The following is a 23043-nucleotide window of genomic DNA, read 5'->3' as shown; positions in this document are numbered from 1 at the left end:
AATCCGAACGCGCTCGGCATCGGGCGCACCGTCGAAATCGACACCACGGGCGGGCCGGGATTCGGTTTCGAGCATTTCAAGGAACTGGACTTCCTGCGCGACCATGAGGTGGTGCTGACCTTCGACGACGGCCCGTGGCCGCAGAATACGCCGTCGGTGTTGAAGACCCTGGCGGAAGAATGCACCACCGGCATCTTCTTCCCGATCGGCAAGCACGCCACCTATTATCCGGAAATCCTCAAGCAGGTCATTGCGGCCGGCCACACGGTCGGTTCGCATACCTGGTCGCACGCCGCGCTCGTCAACAAGAAGCTGAATGAGCAGCAGCGCAAGGACGAGATCGAAAAAGGTTTCAGCGCCGTGAAATGGGCGCTGGGCGGTGCCTCACCGGCGCCCTTCTTCCGTTTCCCGGCGCTGCAGCATCCGCCGGAGATGGTCACCTATCTCGGCACCCGCAATATTGCGATATTCTCCTGCGACCTCGACTCCTTCGATTTCAAGGCCAGCAAGCCGCAGACCGTCATCGATACGGTGATGCGAAAAGTGGACAAGCTGGGCAAGGGCATCATCCTGATGCACGATTTCCAGAAGCACACCGCCGAAGCCCTGCCCGAACTGCTGAAGAAGCTGAAGGCCGGCGGCTACAAGGTCGTCGCGATGCGGGCCAAGGCGCCGGCGCAGACGATTGCGCAATACGACGAAGATATCGTCAAGGACTTGAAGCTGCCGACCCTGAGTTCCCGCCCGGTTTCCAGCGTGGTCCAGACGATTTCGGAATAAGTTCGCGCGACAAGCCCGTGCGGCGGCTTCGCATCGAGGGTTATGTCATTGTCTCCGCCGATGGCAGGCTGGCGAACGTCGACAATCTGATGCCGGACGAGCTGAAGTTCGAGGGCGACAAGAAGTTCTTCAGCGCCGCCCTCGACCAGGCCGACCTCATCCTGCATGGCCGGAATTCCTACGAAGATCAGCCGAGCTCACCAAAGCGAAACCGGATCATCCTGACGCGAAAGGTTGGCACGATCGCGCCCGACCCGTCCAATCCCAAGGCGACGCTGTGGAACCCGGCCGGCGCTTCGTTCGAGGCGGCCTGCGATCACGCCGGGATAGGTTCCGGCACCGTCGCGGTCATCGGCGGCCCCGGCGTGTTCGGCATGTTCATGGACCGCTACGACACCTTCTGGCTGTCACTCGCGCCACGCGTGCGGCTGCCTGACGGCGAGCCCTGCTTCCCCGGCGTGCCCGCGCGCTCGCCGCAGGACGTCCTCGCCGCGCACGGCCTCAAGCCGGGCGAGGTGCAAATGCTCGACCCCGAAGAGGACATCAGCGTGACGCCCTTCCGGCGCGCGGCCAGCTAAACCTCGCCATAGGCCGGACCGGCGTTCCGCTGCCCCTTGCCATAGCCGGCGATGATGAACAGCGCGCCGACAATCGACAGGTTTTTCAGCGCGTCGACCAGCATTTTCGCATTGTCCGGCGCCGGCTGATTCCAGAAATCGTGGAAATAGAAGGTGGTCGCAAGCACGAACAGGATCAGCAGGATCGCAAAGAATCGCGCACCGAAATTGAGCGCGATCATCAACCCGGCAATGACCTCGAACGCTCCCACCGAAAACGCCAGCAGTTGCATGATCGGCATGCCCGTCATGCTCTCGAGCTGCGGCGTAAAAGGCGCGACCAGCGCGGGTATCGTCACCTTGGCCGCGATGAAATCCGCCGTCGCCTGGACCCCGAACAGTTTGGTCGCACCCGAATAGAGGAAGAGCACGGCGAACACGATTCGCCCGAAAGTGATCAGCGCTGGCATGGGTCAGCCTCTCGTCATGGCAATTGCAGAAGTCGCGAGCGGAACAGGCATTATCCATTATGGGCGTTCCGCCCCCGGTTTTCAAACGATCAAATCCACGCTCTTCGTGCCCCAATTCCTCTTTCTGCTCGAATCAGCCGAACAGCATCGGTTGCTGGCGCCCGGCCCGTTCCTGGGCTTCGACCGCGGCGACCGCTGTCATGTTGAGAACACCGCGTGCGGTCACCGAAGGCGTGAGAATATGCGCCGGACGCGCCGGCCCGATCAGGATCGGCCCCACGGGAAGCGCGTCTGCCAGCGACTTGATCATCTGATAGGCGACATTAGCGGTATCGAGGTTAGGCATGATCAGGATATTGGCTTCACCTTCCAGCTTCGAATGCGGCAGCACCAGCTTGCGCGCGGCCTGCGACAACGCGGTGTCGCCCTGCATCTCGCCGTCGGCCTCGATCTCGGGATGCTTTTCTTTCAGCAGCGCGGTGGCGCGGCGCATCTTGCGCGAGGAGTCGGTGTCATAGCTGCCGAAATCGGAGTGTGACACGAAGGCGATCCGCGGCTTGATATTGAAACGCTGGACATGGATCGCCGCCAGCGACGCCATCTCCGCGAGTTCCTCGGCGCTCGGGTTCGGCCGCACCTGGGTGTCGGCGATGAAATAGGCGCCCTTGCTGGTGATCATCAGCGCCAGCGCCGCGAAATCGCTGACTCCGGGCAGGAAGCCGACGATTTCGCGGACGTGGCGCAGATGGCTCATATAGCGGCCGTCGACCCCGCACAGCATGGCGTCGGCGTCGCCCCGCAGCACCGCGAGCGCGGCGATCACGGTGTTGTTGGTGCGCACCACGGTGCGCGCCGCATCCGGGGTCACGCCGCGCCGGCCGGCGACGTCGATATAGGACTGCACATAGGAGCGGTAGCGCGGATCGTCCTCGGGATTGACGAGATCAAAATCCTGCCCGGCCTTGATCGCCAATCCAAACCGCTTGATCCGCGCTTCCACCACCGACGGACGCCCAACCAATATTGGCCGCGCCAGTTTTTCCTCCAGCACGACCTGGGTCGCGCGCAGCACGCGCTCGTCCTCGCCTTCGGCGTAGATCACGCGGACCGGCTGGGTCTTGGCCTTGGCGAATACCGGTTTCATGACGAGGCCGGAGCGGAACGCGAAGCGTTCCAGAAGCGCGGTGTATTCGTCGAAGTTTTTGATCGGCCGCGTCGCCACGCCGGATTGCATCGCGGCTTTTGCCACCGCCGGCGCGATGCGCAGGATCAGGCGCGGATCGAACGGGCTCGGGATCAGCGAGCCCGGCCCAAAGCCCTGGGTCTCGCCGCTGTCGAGGCCGGCCGCCACCGCATCCGACGGCGGATCGCGTGCAAGCTGCGCGATCGCGTGCGCCGCGGCGTGCTTCATGTCCTCGTTGATCGCTGTCGCACCGACATCAAGCGCGCCGCGGAAGATGAACGGGAAGCACAGGACGTTGTTGACCTGGTTCGGAAAGTCCGAACGCCCGGTGCAGATCATGGCGTCGGGGCGCGCTGCCCGAGCTTCGTCCGGCATGATCTCCGGCGTCGGGTTGGCCAGCGCCATCACCAGCGGCTTGTCGGCCATCGCCTTGACCATGTCGGGCTTCAGCACGTTCGGCGCCGACAAGCCCAGAAAAATATCGGCGCCGCCGATCACCTCGCCAAGCACGCGCTTGTCGGTCTTCTGCGCATAGACCGCCTTCCAGCGGTCCATCAGCGTGTTGCGGCCCTCGTGCACGACGCCGTCGATATCGCAGACCCAGATGTTCTTGCGCTGCGCGCCCATCGATACGAGCAAATTGAGACAAGCGATCGCCGCGGCCCCCGCCCCCGAGCACACGATCTTGACGTCCGAAAGCTTCTTGCCGGTCAAGAGCAGCGCATTGGTGATGGCGGCGCCGACGATGATGGCGGTGCCATGCTGGTCGTCATGGAACACCGGGATCTTCATGCGATCCTTGAGCTGCGCCTCGATCTCGAAACATTCCGGGCCCTTGATGTCCTCGAGATTGATGCCGCCGAAGGTCGGCTCCAGCGCGGCCACGGTCTCGACCACGCGCTCGATGGTGTCAGCGGCGATCTCGATATCGAACACGTCGATCCCGGCGAATTTCTTGAACAGCACCGCCTTGCCTTCCATCACCGGTTTTGAGGCCAGCGGGCCGATATTGCCGAGGCCGAGCACGGCGGTGCCGTTGGACACCACGGCAACCAGATTGGCGCGGGTCGTGAGCGACGCCGCTTCGGCGGGGTTGTTGGCGATCTCGATGCAGGCGGCGGCCACGCCCGGCGAATAGGCCAGCGCGAGGTCACGCTGGTTGGCAAGCGGCTTGATCGCCTGGATCTCGAGCTTGCCCGGCCGCGGCAGGCGGTGATAGGCGAGCGCCGCCTCGCGGAGATCATCAGAATAGGACGACATGCACTCCCCTCGCGCGATCCCGCTGCCTCGAATTTTACTTCGCGGCTGTTCCTAGTCTTGCGGCAGATTGGTCCGGATGTGAAGCTCGCGCAACTGCTTCGGCGTCGCCTCCGACGGCGCACCCATCAGCAAGTCCTCGGCGCGCTGGTTCATCGGGAACAGCGAGATTTCGCGCAAATTCGTGGTGCCACAGAGAAGCATGACGATGCGGTCGAGGCCGGCCGCCATGCCGCCATGCGGCGGCGCGCCGTACTGGAACGCGCGGTACATGCCGCCAAAACGTTCGACCACGTCCTTCTCGCCATAGCCCGCGATCTCAAACGCCTTCACCATCGCCTCGGGGCGGTGGTTGCGGATGCCGCCGGAGGCAATCTCGTGGCCGTTGCAGGTGATGTCGTACTGGAACGCCTTGATGGTCAGCGGGTCCTGCGTCCGCAGCGCCTCAAGCCCGCCCTGCGGCATCGAGAACGGGTTGTGGGAGAAGTCGACCCGCTTGTCGTCCTCATTGTATTCATACATCGGGAAGTCGACGACCCAGGCGAGTTCAAACCGCTCCTTGTCGATCAGGTTCAATTCCTCGCCGAGTTTGGTGCGGGCGAGGCCCGAAAACTTCCAGAATTTTTCGGGATCGCCGGCGACGAAGAACGCGGCGTCGCCCTCCTTCAGCCCAAGCTGGGCGCGGATCGCGGCGGTCCGCTCCACGCCGATATTGTTGGCGAGGGGCCCTGCGCCCTCGCCGCCCTCGCGCCACATGATGTAGCCGAGCCCCGGCTGGCCTTCGCCCTGCGCCCAGGAATTCATCCGGTCGCAGAATGCGCGGCTGCCGCCGCCCGGACCCGGGATCGCCCAGACCTGGTTCTTACCGTCTTCCAGCATCCGCGCGAACACCTTGAAGCCGGAGCCGCGAAAATGCTCGGAGACGTCCTGCATCAGCAGCGGATTGCGCAAATCGGGCTTGTCGCTGCCATACTTGCGCAAGGCCTCGGCGAAGGGAATCCGCGGCCAGCCTTTTGTCACCGGCTTGCCCTTGGCAAACTCCTCGAACACGCCTGTGATCACCGGCTCCATCGCCACGAACACGTCGTCCTGGGTGACAAAACTCATCTCGACGTCGAGCTGATAAAACTCGCCCGGAAGGCGATCGGCGCGCGGGTCCTCGTCGCGAAAGCACGGCGCGATCTGGAAGTAGCGGTCGAAGCCCGACATCATCAGCAACTGCTTGTACTGCTGCGGCGCCTGCGGCAGCGCGTAGAATTTTCCGGGATGAATCCGCGACGGCACCAGGAAGTCGCGCGCGCCCTCCGGCGAGGACGCGGTCAGGATCGGGGTCTGGAACTCGAAAAAACCCTGCTCCTTCATCCGCTTGCGCATGGAATCCACGATCGCGCCGCGGGTCATGATGTTTTGGTGCAGTTTCTCGCGGCGCAGGTCGAGGAAACGGTATTTGAGCCTGATGTCCTCAGGATATTCCTGCTCGCCGAACACCGGCAGCGGCAGTTCGCCCGCGGGTCCCAGCACCTCGATCTCGCTGACGTAAAGCTCGACCATGCCGGTCGGCAGTTCCGGATTGTCGGTGCCGGCGGGGCGGCGGCGCAGCTTGCCGTCGATCCGCACCACCCATTCCGAGCGCAGTCTTTCGGCGTCCTTGAACGCCGGCGAATCCGGGTCGGCGACGCATTGAGTCAGGCCGTAATGGTCGCGCAGGTCGATGAACAGCACGCCGCCATGGTCGCGGATCCGATGGCACCAGCCCGACAGCCGAACCGTCTGGTCGATATCGCTCTCGCGGAGCGCGCCGCATGTGTGTGACCGGTAGCGATGCATGGAAGTCCCAAAAACAGCTGTCGGAGGGGTCGAATCGGGGCCAAAGCCTGCCCGAAGCGCAGCAGGGTTTACCCGAGGCTGTTGGGCGCGGCAACCAAGGCCGGGGGCTGTTTTTTACCTCGAAAACGACATTTCGGGCGCCGCACGTCCGAACCGTTTGCCTATTCGCAGCGTACGCCTATCTTGATGGCCATGACGATCCATTTTCCCTTCCAGAACACCTACGCGGCGCTGCCGGACAGTTTTTACGCGCGGGTGGCGCCGACCCCGGTCGCAGCCCCGCGGCTGATCAAACTGAACCGGCCGCTGGCGCTTCACCTCGGCCTCGATCCGGACCTGCTCGCAACCCCCGAAGGTGCCGAGATCCTCGCCGGCGCGCGCGTCCCTGACGGCGCCGACCCGATCGCGATGGCCTATGCCGGCCATCAGTTCGGGCATTTCGTGCCGCAGCTCGGCGACGGCCGCGCCATCCTGCTCGGCGAGGTGATCGACACCGACGGCATCCGCCGCGACATCCAGCTCAAGGGCTCGGGCCCGACGCCGTTTTCGCGAAGGGGCGACGGCCGCGCCGCGCTCGGTCCGGTGCTGCGGGAATATATCGTCAGCGAGGCGATGGCCGCGCTCGGCATCCCGACCACGCGATCGCTCGCCGCCGTCGTCACCGGCGAGCACGTGATGCGCGAGGCGGTTTTGCCCGGCGCCGTGCTCACCCGCGTCGCGGCGAGCCACATCCGCGTCGGCACGTTCCAGTTTTTCGCGGCGCGCGGCGACAACGACGGCGTGCAAAAACTCGCCGACCACGTCATCGCCAGGCACGATCCGCACGCGGCGAATGCCGAGCGCCCGTATCACGCGCTGCTGGAAGGCGTGATCGCCCGCCAGGCCGACCTGGTCGCGCGCTGGCTCTCGGTCGGTTTCATCCACGGCGTCATGAACACCGACAACTGCTCGATCTCCGGCGAGACCATCGATTACGGCCCCTGCGCCTTCATGGACCATTACGACCCCGCCACCGTGTTCTCCTCGATCGACGAGATGGGCCGCTACGCCTATGCCAACCAGCCCAAAATCGCGCTGTGGAACCTGACGCGGCTCGCCGAATGCCTGCTGCCGCTTTTTGCCGACGACAAGGACCAGGCGATCGAGCAGGCGCAGATCATGCTCGGCGGCTTCGCGGAAAAATTCACCACCGCCTATCAAGCCGGCCTGCGCCGGAAGATCGGCCTGTTCACGGCGCGCGATGGCGACGAGGCGCTGGTGCAGGGTCTGCTGGACGCGATGGCGAAAAGCCAGGCCGATTTTACCCTCACCTTCCGCCGCCTTGGCGATGCCGCGCGCGATTCCGACAATGACAGTGTGAGACAATTGTTCGCCGATCCCACAGCCTTCGACGAATGGGCGGTTCGCTGGCGGCAGCGGATCGCGGACGAACCGCAATCCGCCGCAGAGCGGCACGCCGCGATGCGCGCGGTCAATCCGGCCTTCATCCCGCGCAACCATCGCGTGGAAGCGGTGATCGAGGCCGCGATGAACCGCGACGATTTTGCCCCGTTCGAGCAATTGCTGGCGGTGCTGTCGAGGCCCTTCGAGGATCAACCTGAATTCGCTGATTATGCCGATCCGCCGAAGCCGGAACAGCGCGTGCTGCAGACGTTTTGCGGGACGTGAGGTCGTAGGGTGGACAAAGGCGCGCTTGCGCCGTGCCGACCACCCCGATCCACGAACGTCGTTGCAATGGTGGACACGCTGTCGCTTTGCCCACCCTCTACGGAGTCGGCGCAACTTTCCGATTCAGTTTTCAAAAAGCAAAGAGGGTTCAATTGGAGCGCCGTCATTGCGAGCAAAGCGACGCAATCCATCTCGCCGCAAGGACGGCAATCCAATCCGGGCGGGCACACTTTGAGCGAACAAAGATGACCGTGGCGGCGGATTACGCCTTCCGCCTTCGCTCGTTGAGCTACGGCGGAAGGGGCCGGCTTCAATCCGCCCCACGACCTGACGGCTCAGGGCGAGGAAAATTTTCCACCCTAAATCCGTCCAACAGATTGCCAGCATGAACACGTCGACCGCGGCCGGTGCACAACCGCTATTGATTCGCGACGATGAGTGCCGCGGCGGTCTCCCGGGACGTCTCCAGCAGGCGTTTGATCACGTCCTTGCCGTTCCCCATGAGCAGGTCCACGTCTCCGATTTTTCCGGCATGATGAACAGTGACCAGCTTACTCTTGATAATTGTCAGGGCACTGACCGTGTACACCTTTTCATGCTTCTTCATCAGGGAGTAGCTGAGGACGTAGCAACCTGTGTCGTCATAATCGAGCACTACATATATCAGCGGCTTGTCTTCTGCTGCTCCGAACGCCCCCATCGCGGCGCCCTTTATCATCTTCCAGAAGATGGCGACCCAGCCCTTGTTACCGTCGCCGTCCTTGTGAAGTGTGGTGCAGAGTTCTTTCAGCATTGCTCCCGTGACATTTTGGCTTCTGAAGTCCGGTGACGCTTGATAGTCAACAATGTCCCCCACGTCTTCGCCGCCGCCGCCCTCATGCCAGGACCGGAGCCGCTCACAATCGGCGAAATAGGCAAGCCGCTCGCCCTGATTCTTGATCCCGTCCGAGGTGAAATCAATCAGCTGAGTTTCGGGCCAGCGCTTCCTGTCGAGCGGACAATAGCCCGTCGGCACAACGAGTTCGATTTGTGTATCGCCAATTGCTATCTCGATGGCAGCCGGTTCATCGAGGGTCATGAACGCGCCTGCAAAAAGGGCGGTACACAGGAGCGAGCGCCTCACGACACGATCATCCTGGGATTTGGCTTCCGAACTACCGGGCGGGGCCTTACAGGTTCCTCTGTCTATGAGGCGAAAATTAGATGACTCGCAGCACGAGCCCCGCTTCGGACGGCTCGCCGCCCGCGCGGTCGATCCGTGCCGGCGTCTCTCTTGTGTTCCATATCCGCGCAAGGCGCGGCCCGATGGGCTCCAATTCGCCTGCGGGCTCATCCAGGCTAATTGCTCAGGTGCCGACTCGTGATGCTGAAACTTGAGAAAATCGTCGGTCTCAGCGCGGCCCTGATTCTCGTTGCAGCGTGGTTTAATGCCGGGTTTCTTGAAAGTACGTTTGTGAGCTATCCAAGAGCCCCCACGGCAGTTATGCCAGATTGAATTACCGATCCGCGCCGACGCGTGTTGCAGACCTTCGCAGCATCTGCCCCATTAACCCCCCATCCACCATCGCGCCGCCCGACCCCGCGCTTAACCACATCGCTTAACAACCCCTCAATCCAACCCCGACAATTTTAGCGACCTGTTCGGGAGGAGATTGCCGTGGACGCGTTTGCTTTTGAATTGATGGGAATGGTGATGATCGCGCTGTGCCTCGTCGTGCTGGCGCTGCCCCCGGGCCGGCGGCCGTCGCGCAATATCGGCTACGAGTGATCCGGCCGGGATCGGCCGGTTGGCTCGCGCCGTGCGCGAACCCATCCCTCCTGCCACACGCAGAAGGCGGTGCCCTGCTTCAAATAGTGGGCCAAAACTCCCTCCAAGACCCTTGACATACCAGCGCTTTCGGCAGAACGCCTGTCGCCAGCGTCATGGATTGTTCATGGATCTGATCACCACCACCACCGACCTGGCGGCCGCCTGCGACCGCCTCGCAAAACACCCCGTCATTACCGTCGACACCGAATTCCTGCGGGAGACGACCTACTATCCGCTGCTCTGCGTCGTGCAGATGGCGAGCGCGGAGGAAGCGGTCGTGATCGACACGCTGGCCGAAGGCATCGAGCTGAATCCGTTCTTCGACCTGATGGCCAATGAGGCGGTGCTGAAAGTGTTTCACGCCGCACGCCAGGATATCGAAATCGTCTGGCACCAGTCCGGCACCATTCCGCATCCTATCTTCGATACGCAGGTGGCGGCCATGGTGCTCGGCTATGGCGACAGCATCGCCTATGACCAGCTCGTCGAGCGCGTCGCAGGCCACCGGCCGGACAAGACCCATCGTTTCACCGACTGGTCGCGGCGGCCGCTGTCGAAAGAGCAGGTGCACTATGCGATCTCCGACGTCACCCATCTGCGCGACGTGTTCGCGGCACTGGCCGCCGACCTGAAGAAGCGCGGCCGCAGCGACTGGGTCAGCGAGGAGATGGAAGTCCTGACCTCGCCGAAAACCTACGATTTCCACCCCGAGCGCGCCTGGGAACGGCTGAAGACGCGGGTGCGCAAGCCGAAGGAGCTCGCGGTATTGATGGAGGTCGCGGCCTGGCGCGAGCAGGAGGCGCAAAGCCGCGACGTGCCGCGCAGCCGCGTGCTCAAGGACGACGCGGTCGGCGACATCGCCACCCACGCGCCGACCAGCCTGGAGCGGCTGGCCAACTTGCGCTCGCTGCCGAAGGGCTTTGATCGCTCCAAATGGGGCAACGATATCGTGGCGGCGGTACAGCGCGGCCTCGCCCGCGATCCCTCGACGCTGCCGAAGCTCGACAATCCGCGCAGCAGTTCAAATGGCGCCGCGACTGTCGAGCTTCTGAAAGTGCTGCTGCGGATGACCTCGGAGCGCCACGCGGTTGCCAGCAAGGTGATCGCCACCGTCGACGATCTCGAGGAGATCGCGGCCGACGACCATGCCGACGTCGCCGCGCTGCACGGCTGGCGGCGCGAATTGTTCGGCGAAGCGGCGCTGGCGCTGAAACACGGCAAGCTGGCGCTGGCGATCGACAAAGGCCGGGTGGTCAGGGTCGACCGGGACTAGAAGCGCGTCGCGGAGGATCGAGACCCGCATTCGGATTTACCTCGCCCCGCTTGCGGGGAGAGAGCCTGCCCTCGGGCTTGACCCGAGGGTCGAAGCCGAAGGCTTCGGGTGAGGGGGACTCACCGCGCATTCGGTATTCGCGGAGGGCGGCCCCTCAGCCCCAACCCTCTCCCCGCAAGAGCGGGGCCGAGGGAGTCGAGTGCTACCACTTGAACTCCACCCCGAGCGTGCCCTGATGCGAGCGCATCGCGGCGCGGAATTTGGCGTCGTAATTGAGATAGAGGCGGGCGGTGCTGGTCAGGCTCAGCGAGGCCGCCGCGCCGGCATCGGCGCCATACTGGCTCTCGCCGATGCCCTGCAAAGTGACGCTCTGGCTGCCGAGGCTGACGGTGACATCGCCAAAGTTCTGCACGAGATTGTCGACGAACTTGCCGTAGGCCGACAGATCGAGAATCTTCCTGTCGAAGATCCAGTAATGCCCGACCTCGGCCCCGATCAGGATCCGCATGCGCTCCACGGTGGCACCGCTCGCCAAGACGGGGTCGAGACCGCCCAGTTCCTGGAACGATCCGGTGCGGGCGTGGACATATTCGAGCGCGGCCTTCGGCACGATACGGCTCTGGTCCTTGTCAAGATAGTAGCTGATCTCGCTCAGCGCGCCGTCGAGCCTCGCGTTGTAGCCGGCGGTCGCAAGACCGAGGCCGGTGTCCCGGCTGGAATGGATGTTGCCAAAGCCGTGCACCAGCGCCACCGCCCAGGTCCACGGCCCCTTGTCGAGGGAGGCGTTGAACCCGAGTTGAGTCAGATCGAGCGTGGCCGATTGCAGCGCCAGCGGCACGTCGATCGCGCCGCGGCTCCGGTCGACAGAGAAGCCGACATTGATGCCGGGCGCGACGCGCGCGCCAATCCCGGCCACGCCGCCAAAAGTCTGGCGGCGGTCGCCGACGAAATCGCCCATTGCGGCATTCCGCGCCGTAATGCCATAGCCCTCGAACCAGGTGCGGTAGCGCGGCCCGTCCACCGCCTCGGAGGCGCCACCGCCGTCGGAATTATTCCGCGACATCCGGTCAAAGCCGTTGGTCGCCCGGTTGCCGAGCCGCTCCAGAAAATTGCTGCCGAGATTGGTGACGAGCGAGCCGGCCGAGAGATCGGAATTGATGACCCGCGACGTGGGGCTTGGCGTGGGTGTCGGCGCTGGCGCCAGCGATTGCGCAAGGGCGGACGGCACAACGCCGATGGCGAGGACAACCGCGATCGCGGCCGCCCGCGCAAGCCTGCGGACGCACCCCGTCATTCCTGCTCGCGAAGGCCGCGATGCGCAGCGCATGCATTCCATTCCCAAGAAAAGCGCGAGCTGGAAGAATCCGCAAATCCCGACCAGCCGGAGCCGATTTGCCCCCAGTTCCGGGGGAGCGTCAATCGCCGGGGCCAGTCCGCGAAGGCCGAATGCCCGTCATTGTTGTCCGCCTGCCACAGGTGATTGCCGCGCGGAACCGATTTCCCGTGCCCTGCCAGACTCTGCGTAGAAACCGGCCCCCGGCCCGGTCCGGGGGATTCTTTCTATGCGAGCGCTTGCGCCAGCATGGCGCGTTCACGCGAGCGGATGATGCCGACGACGGTGTCGTTGACCGGGGTCGCAATGCCGAGCGGCTTGCCGAGAGGCGGGATCGCGCCGTTGATGGCATCGACCTCGCAGCGGCGGCCGGCGTTGTAATCCAGCAGCATCGACGGGCGCGCATCGGGAATCTTGCCGCCGAGCTTTTTGACGTGCTCGATCGGGTCGCCGACGTTCAGCCTGATTTGCAGGGCCTTCGCCACCGCGATCGCTTCCCCGGCGCAGCCCCGCGCCACCCGCCAGGCATCGTCGTCGGCGAGAACTTCACCGACCGTCAGCCCGGTCGCGCAGCAGGTGCCCGAGAAGGCGACGTTCATGATCAGTTTTTCCCAGACCATCTGCTTGATGTCGTCGAACAGCGCGACCTTGAAGCCGGCCTGCTCCCAGATCTTGGCGGAAGCCTGCAGGAGCTGCTTCGGCAATCCGGCGAAGGCGCCGAACCGGATCATCTCCATCCCGTTGTGATGGGCGTGGCCTGGCGCCTTGATCGACGCGCCGAACCCGCCGACCACGCCGACTGCGATCCGGTCGGCGCCGAGGATGGGCGCGGCGATTTCCGGCGATCCCAGGCCGTTCTGGATGGTCTGAACGATGGTCTCCGGGCCGAGCTGCGGGGTGCAGGAACGCGCCGCTTCCGCGACGTCGAACGCTTTGGTCGCGATGATGACGAGATCGCAAATGCCGATCCCCTCCGTGGTGGTCGAGGCACGAATGGGCACGGTGCGATCGCCACTGGCGCCCTCGCAGCGCAGTCCTTTGGTCGCCATCGCCTCGGCGTGATCCGGCCATAAGGTCACGGCGTGAACCTCGTGACCGGCGTCGACCATGAGCGCGGCATAGACCGATCCCATGGCGCCGCAGCCGACAACCGCAACCTTTGCCATTCCTGTTCTCCCTCGCCGGTCCTGATGATCTCAAGCCGCGGCCTTGCAACCGGCGATCTCGCCAAATTCCGGATAGAATCGCGCGGTCATGCGGCCGACGTAACGCCGCAGGTTGTCGTGACTGGCCGCCGCCTCTTGCAGCGGAGACTTGAAGAGCGGGCATATTGCGCTGATGACGAACGCAAAGATGGTGGCGTCGACCCCGGTCGGTTCCGTGCCCATGAAAAACGGCTTGTCGCCGAGATAGTCCGCGATGGCGCCAACCGAGCGCGATCCCAATGCCGCGATCTCGTTCGGGCGGTGCCGTCCCATGCCCTGACCGTGCAGGGATTTGCGGACCTGCCGCCGGACCATCGCGACGACAAGGGGCCGGATGAGGGCGGGCACGGCTTTGAAAAACGTCACGGGACCTTTCCTGAAGTTGGCGTCATCCATCCAGCGCGCATGCAGGCTCACCCAATAGAGATTGTCTTCCGCCATTTTCTCGAACGCCCAGGCGATCGCGCGTTGCTCGGTTGACAGCCCCTGGTCGAAATCGATCCCGTATTTGCTCTCGAGATGCCAGCGGATGAAGGTGGAATCGCCAAGCCGTTCGCCGCCGTCGTCAATATAGGGGATTTTTCCCTTGGGAGCCTTCGAGAAACTCATCAGCGCCTTCTCGAACGGCAGTTTCGACATCCGCAACAAGGTCTCGGCCTTGGTGACGAACGGGCTGGCGTCGGGAAGACCAAAATTGGGACCGGAGCCGAACAGGGTAATCATGATGTTCCCTCTCTTTGACCCCCGCGACTGGACGAAGCCAGCAGATCAAGACCAAGATATTGTTTCAGCCAGCCGCGGGCGAAATCAAGGCGGCGTCGGATGCGGCGTTCCCCGATACCCGGCAGACATTGCCCACCAGCCGGACTTTTCCGCTGGCGAGCAACCGCAGCGCTTCTGGATAGATGCGGTGCTCGATCTCGAGAATACGCGCCGCCAGCGTATCCGGCGTATCGTCGCCGGCCACCGCGACGGCGCCCTGCATCACGATCGGTCCCGCATCGGTTTTCGGAATCACGAAATGCACGGTGGCGCCGGAAATCCTGACGCCGGCCTTCAGCGCCTGGCCGTGCGGATCGAGGCCCGGAAACGACGGCAGCAGCGAGGGATGGATGTTGAGCATCCTGCCGTGCCAGCGCTGCACGAATTGTTCCGTGAACAGGCGCATGAAGCCGGCAAGGCAGATCAGCTCGACGTTGTGTTGGTCGAGCGCCCGCTGCAGCATCGCCTCGAACGCGGCGCGATCCCTGCCAAACGGCTTGCTTTCGATCACGACGGTCGGGATGCCGCTCGCGCCGGCGGTTTCCAGCCCGCCGGCGTCGGCGCGGTTGGAAATCACCACCACGATCTCGGCCGGAAAATCCACCGCCCTGGCGGCCGCGATCAAGGCCGCCATGTTCGATCCGCGGCCCGAGATCAGGATGGCAACCCGGCGCTTCATGGCGTCACTGCGCAAGATCGAGGCGGCCGTGATAGATCACGCGACGCTCGCCTTTGGCATGGATTACCTCTCCGAGCAGCGCCACGGTCTCGCCGCTTTCGGTCAGGATGTCGGTGACCTGTTCAATCGTGTCCGGCCTCACGATGGCGATCATGCCGATGCCGCAGTTGAAGGTGCGCAACAGTTCGAGTTCGGCGATGCCGCCCTGCTCCGCGAGCCATTTGAACACCGGCTTGACCGGCAGCCGCGCGAGGTCGATGCCGACGCCGAGATGTTCGGGCAGCACCCGCGGAATGTTGTCGGTAAAGCCGCCGCCGGTGATGTGGGCGAGCCCCTTGATGGTGCCGGTCTCGCGGATCGCGCGCAGGCATGATTTCACATAAAGTCTTGTCGGCGTCAGCAGCGCGCCGCCGAGCGTCATCACCGGCGCGAATGGCGCCGGCGCGTCAAAACCGAGGCCGGATCGTTCGACGATCTTGCGCACCAGCGAAAACCCGTTGGAGTGGACGCCGGACGAGGCGAGGCCGATCACCGTGTCGCCAATAGCAATGTCGGCGCGCGGCAACAGCGTGCCGCGCTCGGCCGCTCCGACCGCAAAGCCCGCGAGGTCATAGTCGCCGTCCTTGTAGAGGCCCGGCATTTCCGCGGTCTCGCCGCCGATCAACGCGCAGCCGGAATCCCGGCAGCCCTCGGCGATGCCGGCCACGATCGCGGCGGCGGCTTGCGGATCGAGCTTGCCGCAGGCGAAATAGTCCAGAAAGAACAGCGGTTCGGCGCCCTGCACGACGAGGTCGTTGACCGACATCGCCACCAGATCGATGCCGATGCCGCCATGCAGCCCGGTCTCGATTGCGATCTTGACCTTGGTGCCGACGCCGTCGGTCGCCGCCACCAGAACCGGGTCCTGAAAGCCCGCGGCCTTGAGGTCGAACAGCCCGCCAAAACCGCCGATCTCGGCGTCGGCGCCGGCGCGGGCGGTGGCGCGAACCATCGGCTTGATAAGGTCGACCAGACGATTGCCGGCATCGATGTCGACGCCCGAATCCGCGTAAGTGAGCCCGTTTTTGCGGTCGATCATGCCCAATTCCAGGTGACCGGGGCTGGTTACGAGGAATTCCCCGACCGTGCAATGGCTCGCAAGCCTGCCGCCTGTATACTATGTAGATAACGACCGGCTCGTCCTGCAAAGGGCCGGATCACCAGTGAAATCAGGCCGGTAGCCGGGAAGCGACCGAGTTGAGCATACCGAACATCATCACGCTGGGCCGCATCATTCTGGTGCCGGTCATCGTCTGGGCGATCGTCTCCAGCCAGATGGAAATCGCGTTCGCGATCTTCATCATCGCCGGCGTCAGCGACGCGGTCGACGGCTTCCTCGCCAAGCGCTTCAACATGGCCAGCGAACTCGGCGCCCTGCTCGATCCGCTGGCCGACAAGGCGCTTTTGGTTTCGATCTTTGTGGCGCTCGGGATCTGGGGCGCGGTGCCGCGCTGGATCGTGATCCTCGTGGTGTCCCGCGATATCATGATCGTGGCCGCGGTGATCGTCTCGTGGCTGTTTGACAAGCCGGTTCCCATGAAGCCCCTGATGGTGTCGAAGCTCAACACGGTGGCGCAGGTGGCGTTCGCGGCGCTGGTGCTGGCCTCGCTCGGCTTCGGCTTTGAGCCGAGGCCGTATGACCTGATCCTGATGGGTTTTGTGACGATCTTTACCCTGGTTTCCGTCTCGCTCTATCTCGTGGAATGGGTGCGGCACATGAGTACGATCGAAGCAAGCTAGCGGCTCTTCGGTTCCGATCCCGACCAGAGCCGGGTGCACGTTCGTCGTTTTGACCATTTTCTTCGCGCGCACCGGTGTCCACTTCGCTTGAAAACGCTATGGATGATATGCTGGCCGATCCCGGCCTGGAGACTTGCGTGACAGGTAGTGTTCACCCCCGTCAGCTTGCGTTCGCGCTGCCGCACGCAGAGAGCCTGACCCGCGACAATTTTCTGGAAGGGCCGGCCAATGGCGCGGGACTGGCGCTGATCGACAGCTGGCCGGACTGGCCGAACCGCATCATGCTGCTGGTCGGACCGGAGGGTTCAGGCAAAAGCCATCTCGCCGCGATCTGGGCCGAGCAATCCGGCGCGCGCTCGACGTCAGCCCATGCGCTGACCGCGGCCGCGGTGCCCGGCGCACTGGCGACCGGAGCGCTGGTGGTCGAGGACCTCAAGCCCGCGGATTTCGACGAACGCGCGATGTTCCATTTGATGAACCTGGCGCGCGAGGATGGGGCGTACGTGCTGATGACGGCGCGCGTTACGCCATCGGCGTTCGAGGCCGAGCTGCGCGACCTGCGCTCGCGGCTGCGCGCGGTGCCGGTTGTCTCGCTGCTGCCGCCGGACGACCGCTTGTTTCGCGCCCTGATCGTCAAATTCTGCGCGGACCGCCAACTGGCCGTCGACGAGGCGGTGGTGGGCTATCTCGCCACCCGGATCGAGCGGTCCTATGCGGCCGTGCGGCAGGCGGTGGAACTTTTGGATACCGAGGCGTTGCGGCTGGGCCGGCCGGTGACCCGGGCACTGGCGGCCGAACTGCTGCGCGGCGGCTGAGCCGCCCTTGCGGCTTGACGGCGCCGGCGGCGCCAACGTCAATGTGATTGAAACGTCGTTGCCGTATCACATGCTTTGCGCTGCATTGGCGCAGGTGCCCTCACTCGTTCGGCCCCGGATGGATCAAAACTTGATGGAATCGCTACAAGCCATTGAAATCAAAGAAAAAGAGGCGGAACTCTCCGCCCTGTCCCCGATCGCGACCAGCCCCGAGCGCTTTATCAATCGCGAGCTTTCCTGGCTGCATTTCAATCGCCGGGTGCTGGAGGAAGCCGTCAATCCTGGCCATCCCGCGCTCGAACGGGTGAGGTTTCTGTCGATTTCCGCCAATAACCTTGACGAGTTCTTCATGGTCCGCGTCGCCGGCATCAAGGCGCAGGTCCGCGAAGGCATCGCCGAACGCAGCCCCGACGGCCGCACGCCCGCCGAGCAACTGGTCCTGATCAACCAGACGGTCGCGCAGCTCGCCAGCGACCAGCAGGCGATCTGGCGCGATCTGCGCACCATGCTGGCCGAGGTCGACGTCGTTCTGGTCGATGGCCGCGATGTCACCAAGTCCGAGCGGAGCTGGATCGAGGATCATTTCCTCCACAACATCTTCCCGCTGCTGACGCCGCTTGCGATCGATCCGGCGCACCCCTTCCCGTTCATCCCGAGCCTCGGCTTCACCATCGCGCTGCATCTGGCGCGCGTCTCCGACGGCAGGCCGATGAACGCGCTGATCCGCATGCCCGGCAGGATCGACCGCTTCATCCGTATACCCACCGGCAAGGACGGCGCGGTGCGGCTGATCACGCTCGAGCAAGCCACCGGCCTGTTCATCGGCCGCCTGTTCCCGGGCTACACCGTGAAGGGCCAGGGCGCCTTCCGCGTCATCCGCGATTCCGAGCTCGAAATCGAGGAAGAGGCGGAGGATCTGGTCCGCCTGCTCGAGACCGCGCTGGAGCGGCGGCGGCGCGGATCGGTGATCCGGCTCGAGATCGAAGCCAAGATGCCGGAAGAGCTGCGCGCCTTCGTGCAGCGGGCGCTTTCGACTGCCGACGACGAGGTTTTTCTGGTCGATGGCGTGCTGGCGATGAACGAACTGTCGCAACTGACGCGGATCGACCGGCCCGATCTCGAGTTCACGCCCTACGTGCCTCGTCATCCCGAACGCGTGCGCGACCACGGCGGCGATATTTTTGCCGCGATCCGCCAGAAGGATTTGATCGTTCACCACCCCTACGAGTCCTTCGACGTCGTCGTGCAGTTCCTGCAGCAGGCGGCCCGCGATCCCGACGTGGTCGCGATCAAGCAGACGCTCTACCGCACCTCCAACAACTCCCCGATCGTGCGCACGCTGGCCGAGGCCGCGGAAGCCGGAAAGTCGGTGACCGCGCTGGTCGAGCTCAAGGCGCGGTTCGACGAGGAAGCCAATATCCGCTGGGCGCGCGACCTCGAACGCGCCGGCGTGCAGGTCGTGTACGGCTTCATCGAACTGAAAACCCACGCCAAGCTGTCGATGGTCGTTCGCCGCGAAGGCGGCAGCCTCGCAACCTATGTTCACACCGGCACCGGCAACTATCATCCGGTGACGGCCCGGATCTACACCGATCTGTCCTACTTCACCTCGGACCCGATCATCGGCCGCGACGCGGCGCGGGTGTTCAACTACATCACCGGTTATGCCGAACCGAGCGACATCGAGAAGATGGCGATATCGCCGCTGACGCTGCGCAAGCGCATCATCGAGCACATTCGTGGCGAGGCCGGTTACGCCCGTCACGGCAAGCCGGGGGCGATCTGGATGAAGATGAACTCGCTGGTCGATCCCGATATCATCAACGCGCTGTACGAGGCCTCGCAGGCCGGCGTGTCAATCGAGCTGGTGGTGCGCGGCATCTGCTGCCTGCGGCCAGGGCTATCCGGACTTTCGGACAACATCCGCGTCAAATCGGTGATTGGCCGCTTCCTCGAACACGGCCGAATCTACTGCTTCGGGATGGGGCAAGGCCTGCCCGGCGCCAAGGCGGCTGTGTATATCTCGTCCGCCGACATGATGCCGCGCAACCTCGACCGGCGCGTCGAAATCCTCTGTCCGCTGCAAAATCCCACGGTGCATCAGCAGGTTCTCGAACAGATCATGGTCGCCAACCTGAAGGACAATGAGCAGAGCTGGCAATTGTTGCCCGATGGGTCGTCAACGCGTATGAAGGCCGCGAAAGGCGAAGAGCCGTTCAATCTGCACAATTATTTCATGACGAATCCGAGTTTGTCTGGCCGTGGAAAGTCTCTCAAGGAATCTTCGCCGCGCCGCCTCACCCGCCGCAACGAGCGCCAGCCGCCGTCATAAGGGATCGCTGCGGTGAAGCGGCCGCGCAAGCGGGCTTCCAGCGTCGCCGTCATCGACATTGGCTCGAACTCGGTGCGTCTCGTGGTCTATGCCTCGATGACCCGCAGCCTCGTCACCGTGTTCAACGAAAAAACGCTTTGCGGGCTCGGCCGCGAGGTCCAGACCACCGGTCTGCTGGCGGCGGATGCGGTCGCCAAGGCGCTGACGTCGCTGCGGCGTTTTCGCGCGCTGTGCCGGATCCAGAGGGTCGGCCGGGTCTATGCGATCGCCACCGCGGCCTGCCGCGACGCCAGCAACGGCCCGGATTTCATCGCCAGGGCCGAGCGCATCTGCGGCGTTCCCATCGAAATCCTGTCGGGGCCGCGCGAAGCCAGGCTGTCAGCGCTCGGCGTCGTCTCCGGCATCCACAACCCCGACGGCATCGTCGGCGATCTCGGCGGCGGCTCGCTCGAACTGATCGACGTGCGCGGCAGCCGCGTTCGCGGCGGGGTAACGCTGCCGCTCGGCAGCCTGGCGCTGCAGGATCTGTCGCACAAATCGCTCAAGCGCGCCGAGCGCATCGTCCGCAACGAACTTTCCGGCCTTGCCCAGCTCAGGGCCGGCCGCGGCCGCACCTTCTATGCCGTCGGCGGCACCTGGCGCGCGCTGGCGCGAATCCACATCATCCAGAGCGGCTATCCGTTGCGGGTGATGCACGGCTATTCGATCCCGGCGGCGGACGCGCTCGACTTCGCGCAGCGCCTGCGACGGCTGGCGGCGGCCAACATGCTGGCCAATATCGAAGCCGTCGCCGACGCGCGGCGGCCGCTGTTGACCTATGCGGCGCTGGTGCTCGAATACATCATCCGCGTCGCCCGGCCGAAAACCATCGAATTCTCGACCTTCGGCGTCCGCGAAGGCCTGCTGTACGAAAAGCTGCCGCCGTCCGAGCGCGCCAGGGATGGCTTGATCTGCGCGGCGCAAACGCTGAATGAACTGTTGTCGCGCTCCGCGCGCCATGCCGAGGAGCTGATCGCCTGGACCGATCGGCTGGCCAGGGTCGTCAAGCTGCGCGAGACCGCGGAGGACCGAAGGCTGCGCCATGTCGCCTGCCTGTTGTCCGACATCGGATGGCGGGTGCATCCCGACCACCGTGGCGAAGAGACGCTGAGCCTGATCATGAACGGCAATTTCGGCTCGGTCAGCCACCAGGGCAGGACTTTTGTCGCGCTGTCGGTGTTCTACCGCTACGCCGGCCTGAGCGAGGAAAACGAGCCGCCGACCCCGATCCGCGAGCTGGTGCCGCCGGCGATGGATGAGCGCGCACGCCTGCTCGGCGCAGCCTTCCGCGTCGCGCATCTGATCTCGGCGGCGCGAACCGGCGTGTTGCCCGCAACCCATTTCCGCAGCCAGGGCCGCAAGCTGATGCTGGTGTTCGAGCACCCGATTGTCGATCTCGTCGCCGACCGCGTCGGCAGCCGCTTCAAGCAACTGGCGCGGCTGATCGGGCGTTCGGGCTCGATCGTGCGGCGCTGACGGCCGCCTGGATCATGATCCGATGAATCGGATCGCGATTTTTCCCGTGTCTTCAATTGAGCATGATGCTTTCCGAAAACCGGTTTCCACCCCGCTATCCAAGTGCGGGCTTTTTCGGAATCATGCGCTACGCCGCGTTGGCGGATTGCCCGGCGTTTTGCAGCGCGTGCTTGCGCCAGATCGATCCTGCGACCAGCACCACGACCACGCCAAGCACAGCAAGAATGAGCTCGCCGCCGTCGCCGCCATTGGCAAAGTGCGGCGCCATGCCGAACGAGGCCAGCAGCGAATCGAGGGAGGCGCCGAACGTGCCCGCGAACAGCGCGTTCAGCTTCGGATCGACGGCCGGATCGGTCGCGATGACGTCGCCGGCGATCCAGCCCAGCAAGGCGGCGCCGGCCCAGACCAGGATCGGAAGCCGATTGAGCAGCGCCATGATCAATGCGGCGCCCGCCACGATCAGGGGAATGCTGATCGCAAGGCCGAGCACCAATAGCGGCACGCTGCCACTGGCGGCGGCGGCGACCGCGATCACATTGTCGAGGCTCATCACGATGTCGGCGACCACGACGATCTGCACCGCCGCCCACAGATGCGATGCCGCATGCACGCCGTCGTCGTCGTCCTGTTCGGGCACCAGCAGTTTCGCCGCGATCAGGACCAGCGCCAGTCCGCCGACCAGTTTCAGATATGGCAGCGCCATCAGGCTCGCGACGATGCCGGTGAAGATGATGCGCAGGATGACCGCGGCGCCGGCGCCGAGGATCATGCCCCACAACCGCTGGCGCGCTTCCAGCCCGCGACAGGCGAGCGCAATCACCAGCGCGTTGTCGCCGGACAACAGCACGTTGATCCAGATGATCTTGCCGACCGCGACCCAGAAGGCCGGTTGCGCCATCTCGCTCTGGAACTGGGTGAAGAACGCGCCGATATTCGCGGGATCAAGGACCTGCCACAGCCAGTTCACAGCGCTTCCTTTCGGCCTCGCGAATAGCTCCCGATCGATCAGCCGACGATTTCGTTGCCCGAGAAGAACTGCGCGATCTCGATCGCGGCGGTTTCGGGCGCGTCCGAACCATGCACCGAGTTTTCGCCGATCGACTTCGCATGGAGTTTGCGGATGGTCCCCTCGGCGGCCTTGGCCGGATCGGTGGCGCCCATCACGTCGCGGTGCCTGAGCACGGCGCCCTCGCCTTCCAGCACCTGGACCACAACCGGGCCGGAGGTCATGAAATCCACCAGTTCGCCGAAAAACGGCCGCGCCTTGTGGACCGCGTAGAAGGTTTCGGCCTGCTCGCGCGTCATGCGAATGCGCTTCTGCGCCACGATCCGCAACCCCGCCTTCTCGATCAGCGCGTTGATCGCGCCGGTCAGATTGCGCGCCGTCGCGTCGGGCTTGATGATCGAGAAAGTGCGTTCAATCGCCATGATTTCGTCCTTGCAAAACGCCTTTTTGGAGTTGCCGGGCTTATATCGGCGCCGTTCCGCCACGGCAAGCGACCCGGCCGCTGTTTCGCCGGGAAATCCCGCGGCGACCCGAATTACAGCAATTTCACGAAGGTGAACCTTGTCTGAAACCGCCGTGCGGCGTTCGTTCAGTTTCGCTGGCTTAAGGTTCCGGTCGACCGGACGTCTTGCAGCCGTTCGCGAGCCGCAAGGAGCGTCACGGGAGGCGATCTCACCGATGGCGCGCTGCTCGCGCCTGAACCCTGAGGAGACGATCATGTTACGCAAACTCTCGCTTGTTGCAGTTGCGGCGGCCTCATTGGGCGTGGCCGCGCTGGCGCCGACCTCGGCC

The 23043-nt window shown here is 64.2% G+C and carries 19 protein-coding genes and 1 pseudogene; 9 read left to right on the top strand and 11 right to left on the bottom strand.

All coding sequences use genetic code 11. The features are described 5' to 3' along the window. Positions 1–780 (top strand): polysaccharide deacetylase family protein (locus WCE35_RS08875; protein ID WP_424592972.1); only part of this gene is annotated, 780 nt, incomplete at its 5' end. A gap of 17 nt (positions 781–797) precedes the next feature. After that, positions 798–1358 (top strand): dihydrofolate reductase, encoded by a 561-nt coding sequence (locus tag WCE35_RS08870; RefSeq protein ID WP_424592971.1) that lies wholly within the window; start codon positions 798–800, stop codon positions 1356–1358. On the opposite strand, the gene WCE35_RS08865 is transcribed toward WCE35_RS08870, so the two are convergent. The 3 genes from WCE35_RS08865 to aspS form a co-directional block, all read right to left on the bottom strand. After that, positions 1355–1807: a DoxX family protein gene (locus WCE35_RS08865; RefSeq protein ID WP_424592970.1), complete on the bottom strand. Its 453-nt coding sequence runs from the start codon at positions 1805–1807 to the stop codon at positions 1355–1357. The two genes, WCE35_RS08870 and WCE35_RS08865, sit on opposite strands and share 4 nt — an antisense overlap. Before the next feature lie 133 nt (positions 1808–1940). After that, entirely contained in the window at positions 1941–4250 is a 2310-nt protein-coding gene (locus tag WCE35_RS08860; RefSeq protein WP_424592969.1) for an NADP-dependent malic enzyme, read from the bottom strand. A 51-nt stretch (positions 4251–4301) separates the two neighbouring features. After that, on the bottom strand, positions 4302–6074 hold the full coding sequence (gene aspS, locus WCE35_RS08855; protein WP_424592968.1) for an aspartate--tRNA ligase: 1773 nt from the start codon (positions 6072–6074) through the stop codon (positions 4302–4304). Positions 6075–6266: 192 nt separating this feature from the next. Between aspS and WCE35_RS08850 the strand changes: the two genes are divergently transcribed. Further along, complete coding sequence (locus WCE35_RS08850; protein ID WP_424592967.1) at positions 6267–7742, top strand: protein adenylyltransferase SelO; 1476 nt, start codon at positions 6267–6269, stop codon at positions 7740–7742. A 418-nt stretch (positions 7743–8160) separates the two neighbouring features. Here WCE35_RS08850 and WCE35_RS08845 read toward each other — a convergent pair whose 3' ends face one another. Then, the gene (locus WCE35_RS08845) at positions 8161–8820 is read right to left on the bottom strand and encodes a hypothetical protein (protein WP_424592966.1); all 660 of its coding nucleotides are present in this window, start codon (positions 8818–8820) and stop codon (positions 8161–8163) included. A gap of 856 nt (positions 8821–9676) precedes the next feature. On the opposite strand from WCE35_RS08845, the gene rnd reads away from it, so the two are divergent. After that, positions 9677–10825 carry a ribonuclease D gene (rnd, locus tag WCE35_RS08840; RefSeq protein ID WP_424592965.1) on the top strand — a complete coding sequence of 383 codons (1149 nt, stop codon included), beginning with the start codon at positions 9677–9679 and terminating at the stop codon, positions 10823–10825. Between the two features lie 202 nt (positions 10826–11027). Here the strand turns inward: rnd and WCE35_RS08835 are convergent, their stop codons facing one another. From WCE35_RS08835 to purM, 5 genes are all read right to left on the bottom strand, one after another. Then, positions 11028–12152, bottom strand: coding sequence for an autotransporter outer membrane beta-barrel domain-containing protein (locus WCE35_RS08835; RefSeq protein WP_424592964.1), 1125 nt, complete (start codon positions 12150–12152; stop codon positions 11028–11030). A gap of 233 nt (positions 12153–12385) precedes the next feature. After that, a complete protein-coding gene (locus tag WCE35_RS08830; protein ID WP_424592963.1) occupies positions 12386–13324 on the bottom strand; it encodes a ketopantoate reductase family protein in 939 nt (312 codons plus the stop codon). A 30-nt stretch (positions 13325–13354) separates the two neighbouring features. After that, the gene (locus WCE35_RS08825; RefSeq protein ID WP_424592962.1) at positions 13355–14086 is read right to left on the bottom strand and encodes a glutathione S-transferase family protein; all 732 of its coding nucleotides are present in this window, start codon (positions 14084–14086) and stop codon (positions 13355–13357) included. 64 nt (positions 14087–14150) lie between these two features. Then, the gene (gene purN, locus WCE35_RS08820) at positions 14151–14804 is read right to left on the bottom strand and encodes a phosphoribosylglycinamide formyltransferase (protein WP_424592961.1); all 654 of its coding nucleotides are present in this window, start codon (positions 14802–14804) and stop codon (positions 14151–14153) included. 4 nt (positions 14805–14808) lie between these two features. Continuing rightward, positions 14809–15882: a phosphoribosylformylglycinamidine cyclo-ligase gene (gene purM / locus WCE35_RS08815; RefSeq protein ID WP_424592960.1), complete on the bottom strand. Its 1074-nt coding sequence runs from the start codon at positions 15880–15882 to the stop codon at positions 14809–14811. Between the two features lie 158 nt (positions 15883–16040). Between purM and WCE35_RS08810 the strand changes: the two genes are divergently transcribed. The 4 genes from WCE35_RS08810 (at position 16041) to ppx (ending at position 21245) form a co-directional block, all read left to right on the top strand. Further along, the gene (locus WCE35_RS08810; protein ID WP_424592959.1) at positions 16041–16583 is read left to right on the top strand and encodes a CDP-alcohol phosphatidyltransferase family protein; all 543 of its coding nucleotides are present in this window, start codon (positions 16041–16043) and stop codon (positions 16581–16583) included. 137 nt (positions 16584–16720) lie between these two features. Then, a complete protein-coding gene (locus WCE35_RS08805; RefSeq protein WP_424592973.1) occupies positions 16721–17398 on the top strand; it encodes a chromosomal replication initiator DnaA in 678 nt (225 codons plus the stop codon). A gap of 133 nt (positions 17399–17531) precedes the next feature. Further along, on the top strand, positions 17532–19730 hold the full coding sequence (locus WCE35_RS08800) for an RNA degradosome polyphosphate kinase (protein WP_424592958.1): 2199 nt from the start codon (positions 17532–17534) through the stop codon (positions 19728–19730). Between the two features lie 12 nt (positions 19731–19742). Beyond that, a complete protein-coding gene (gene ppx, locus WCE35_RS08795; RefSeq protein ID WP_424592957.1) occupies positions 19743–21245 on the top strand; it encodes an exopolyphosphatase in 1503 nt (500 codons plus the stop codon). 127 nt (positions 21246–21372) lie between these two features. On the opposite strand, the gene WCE35_RS08790 is transcribed toward ppx, so the two are convergent. Next, entirely contained in the window at positions 21373–22212 is an 840-nt protein-coding gene (locus tag WCE35_RS08790) for a TerC family protein (RefSeq protein ID WP_424592956.1), read from the bottom strand. 38 nt (positions 22213–22250) lie between these two features. Next, positions 22251–22673, bottom strand: a complete 423-nt coding sequence (gene ndk, locus WCE35_RS08785) for a nucleoside-diphosphate kinase (RefSeq protein ID WP_424592955.1) — start codon at positions 22671–22673, stop codon at positions 22251–22253. A gap of 139 nt (positions 22674–22812) precedes the next feature. Here ndk and WCE35_RS08780 point away from each other — a divergent pair. Beyond that, positions 22813–23043 (top strand): annotated as a pseudogene (locus WCE35_RS08780) (hypothetical protein); the annotation flags it as partial.

Origin of the sequence: Bradyrhizobium sp., from assembly GCF_049691595.1 — a bacterium.
Taxonomy (GTDB): Bacteria; Pseudomonadota; Alphaproteobacteria; order Rhizobiales; family Xanthobacteraceae; genus Bradyrhizobium.
The sequence above is the reverse complement of the archived record's forward strand: the minus strand, read 5'-3'. Positions and strand labels throughout refer to the sequence as shown.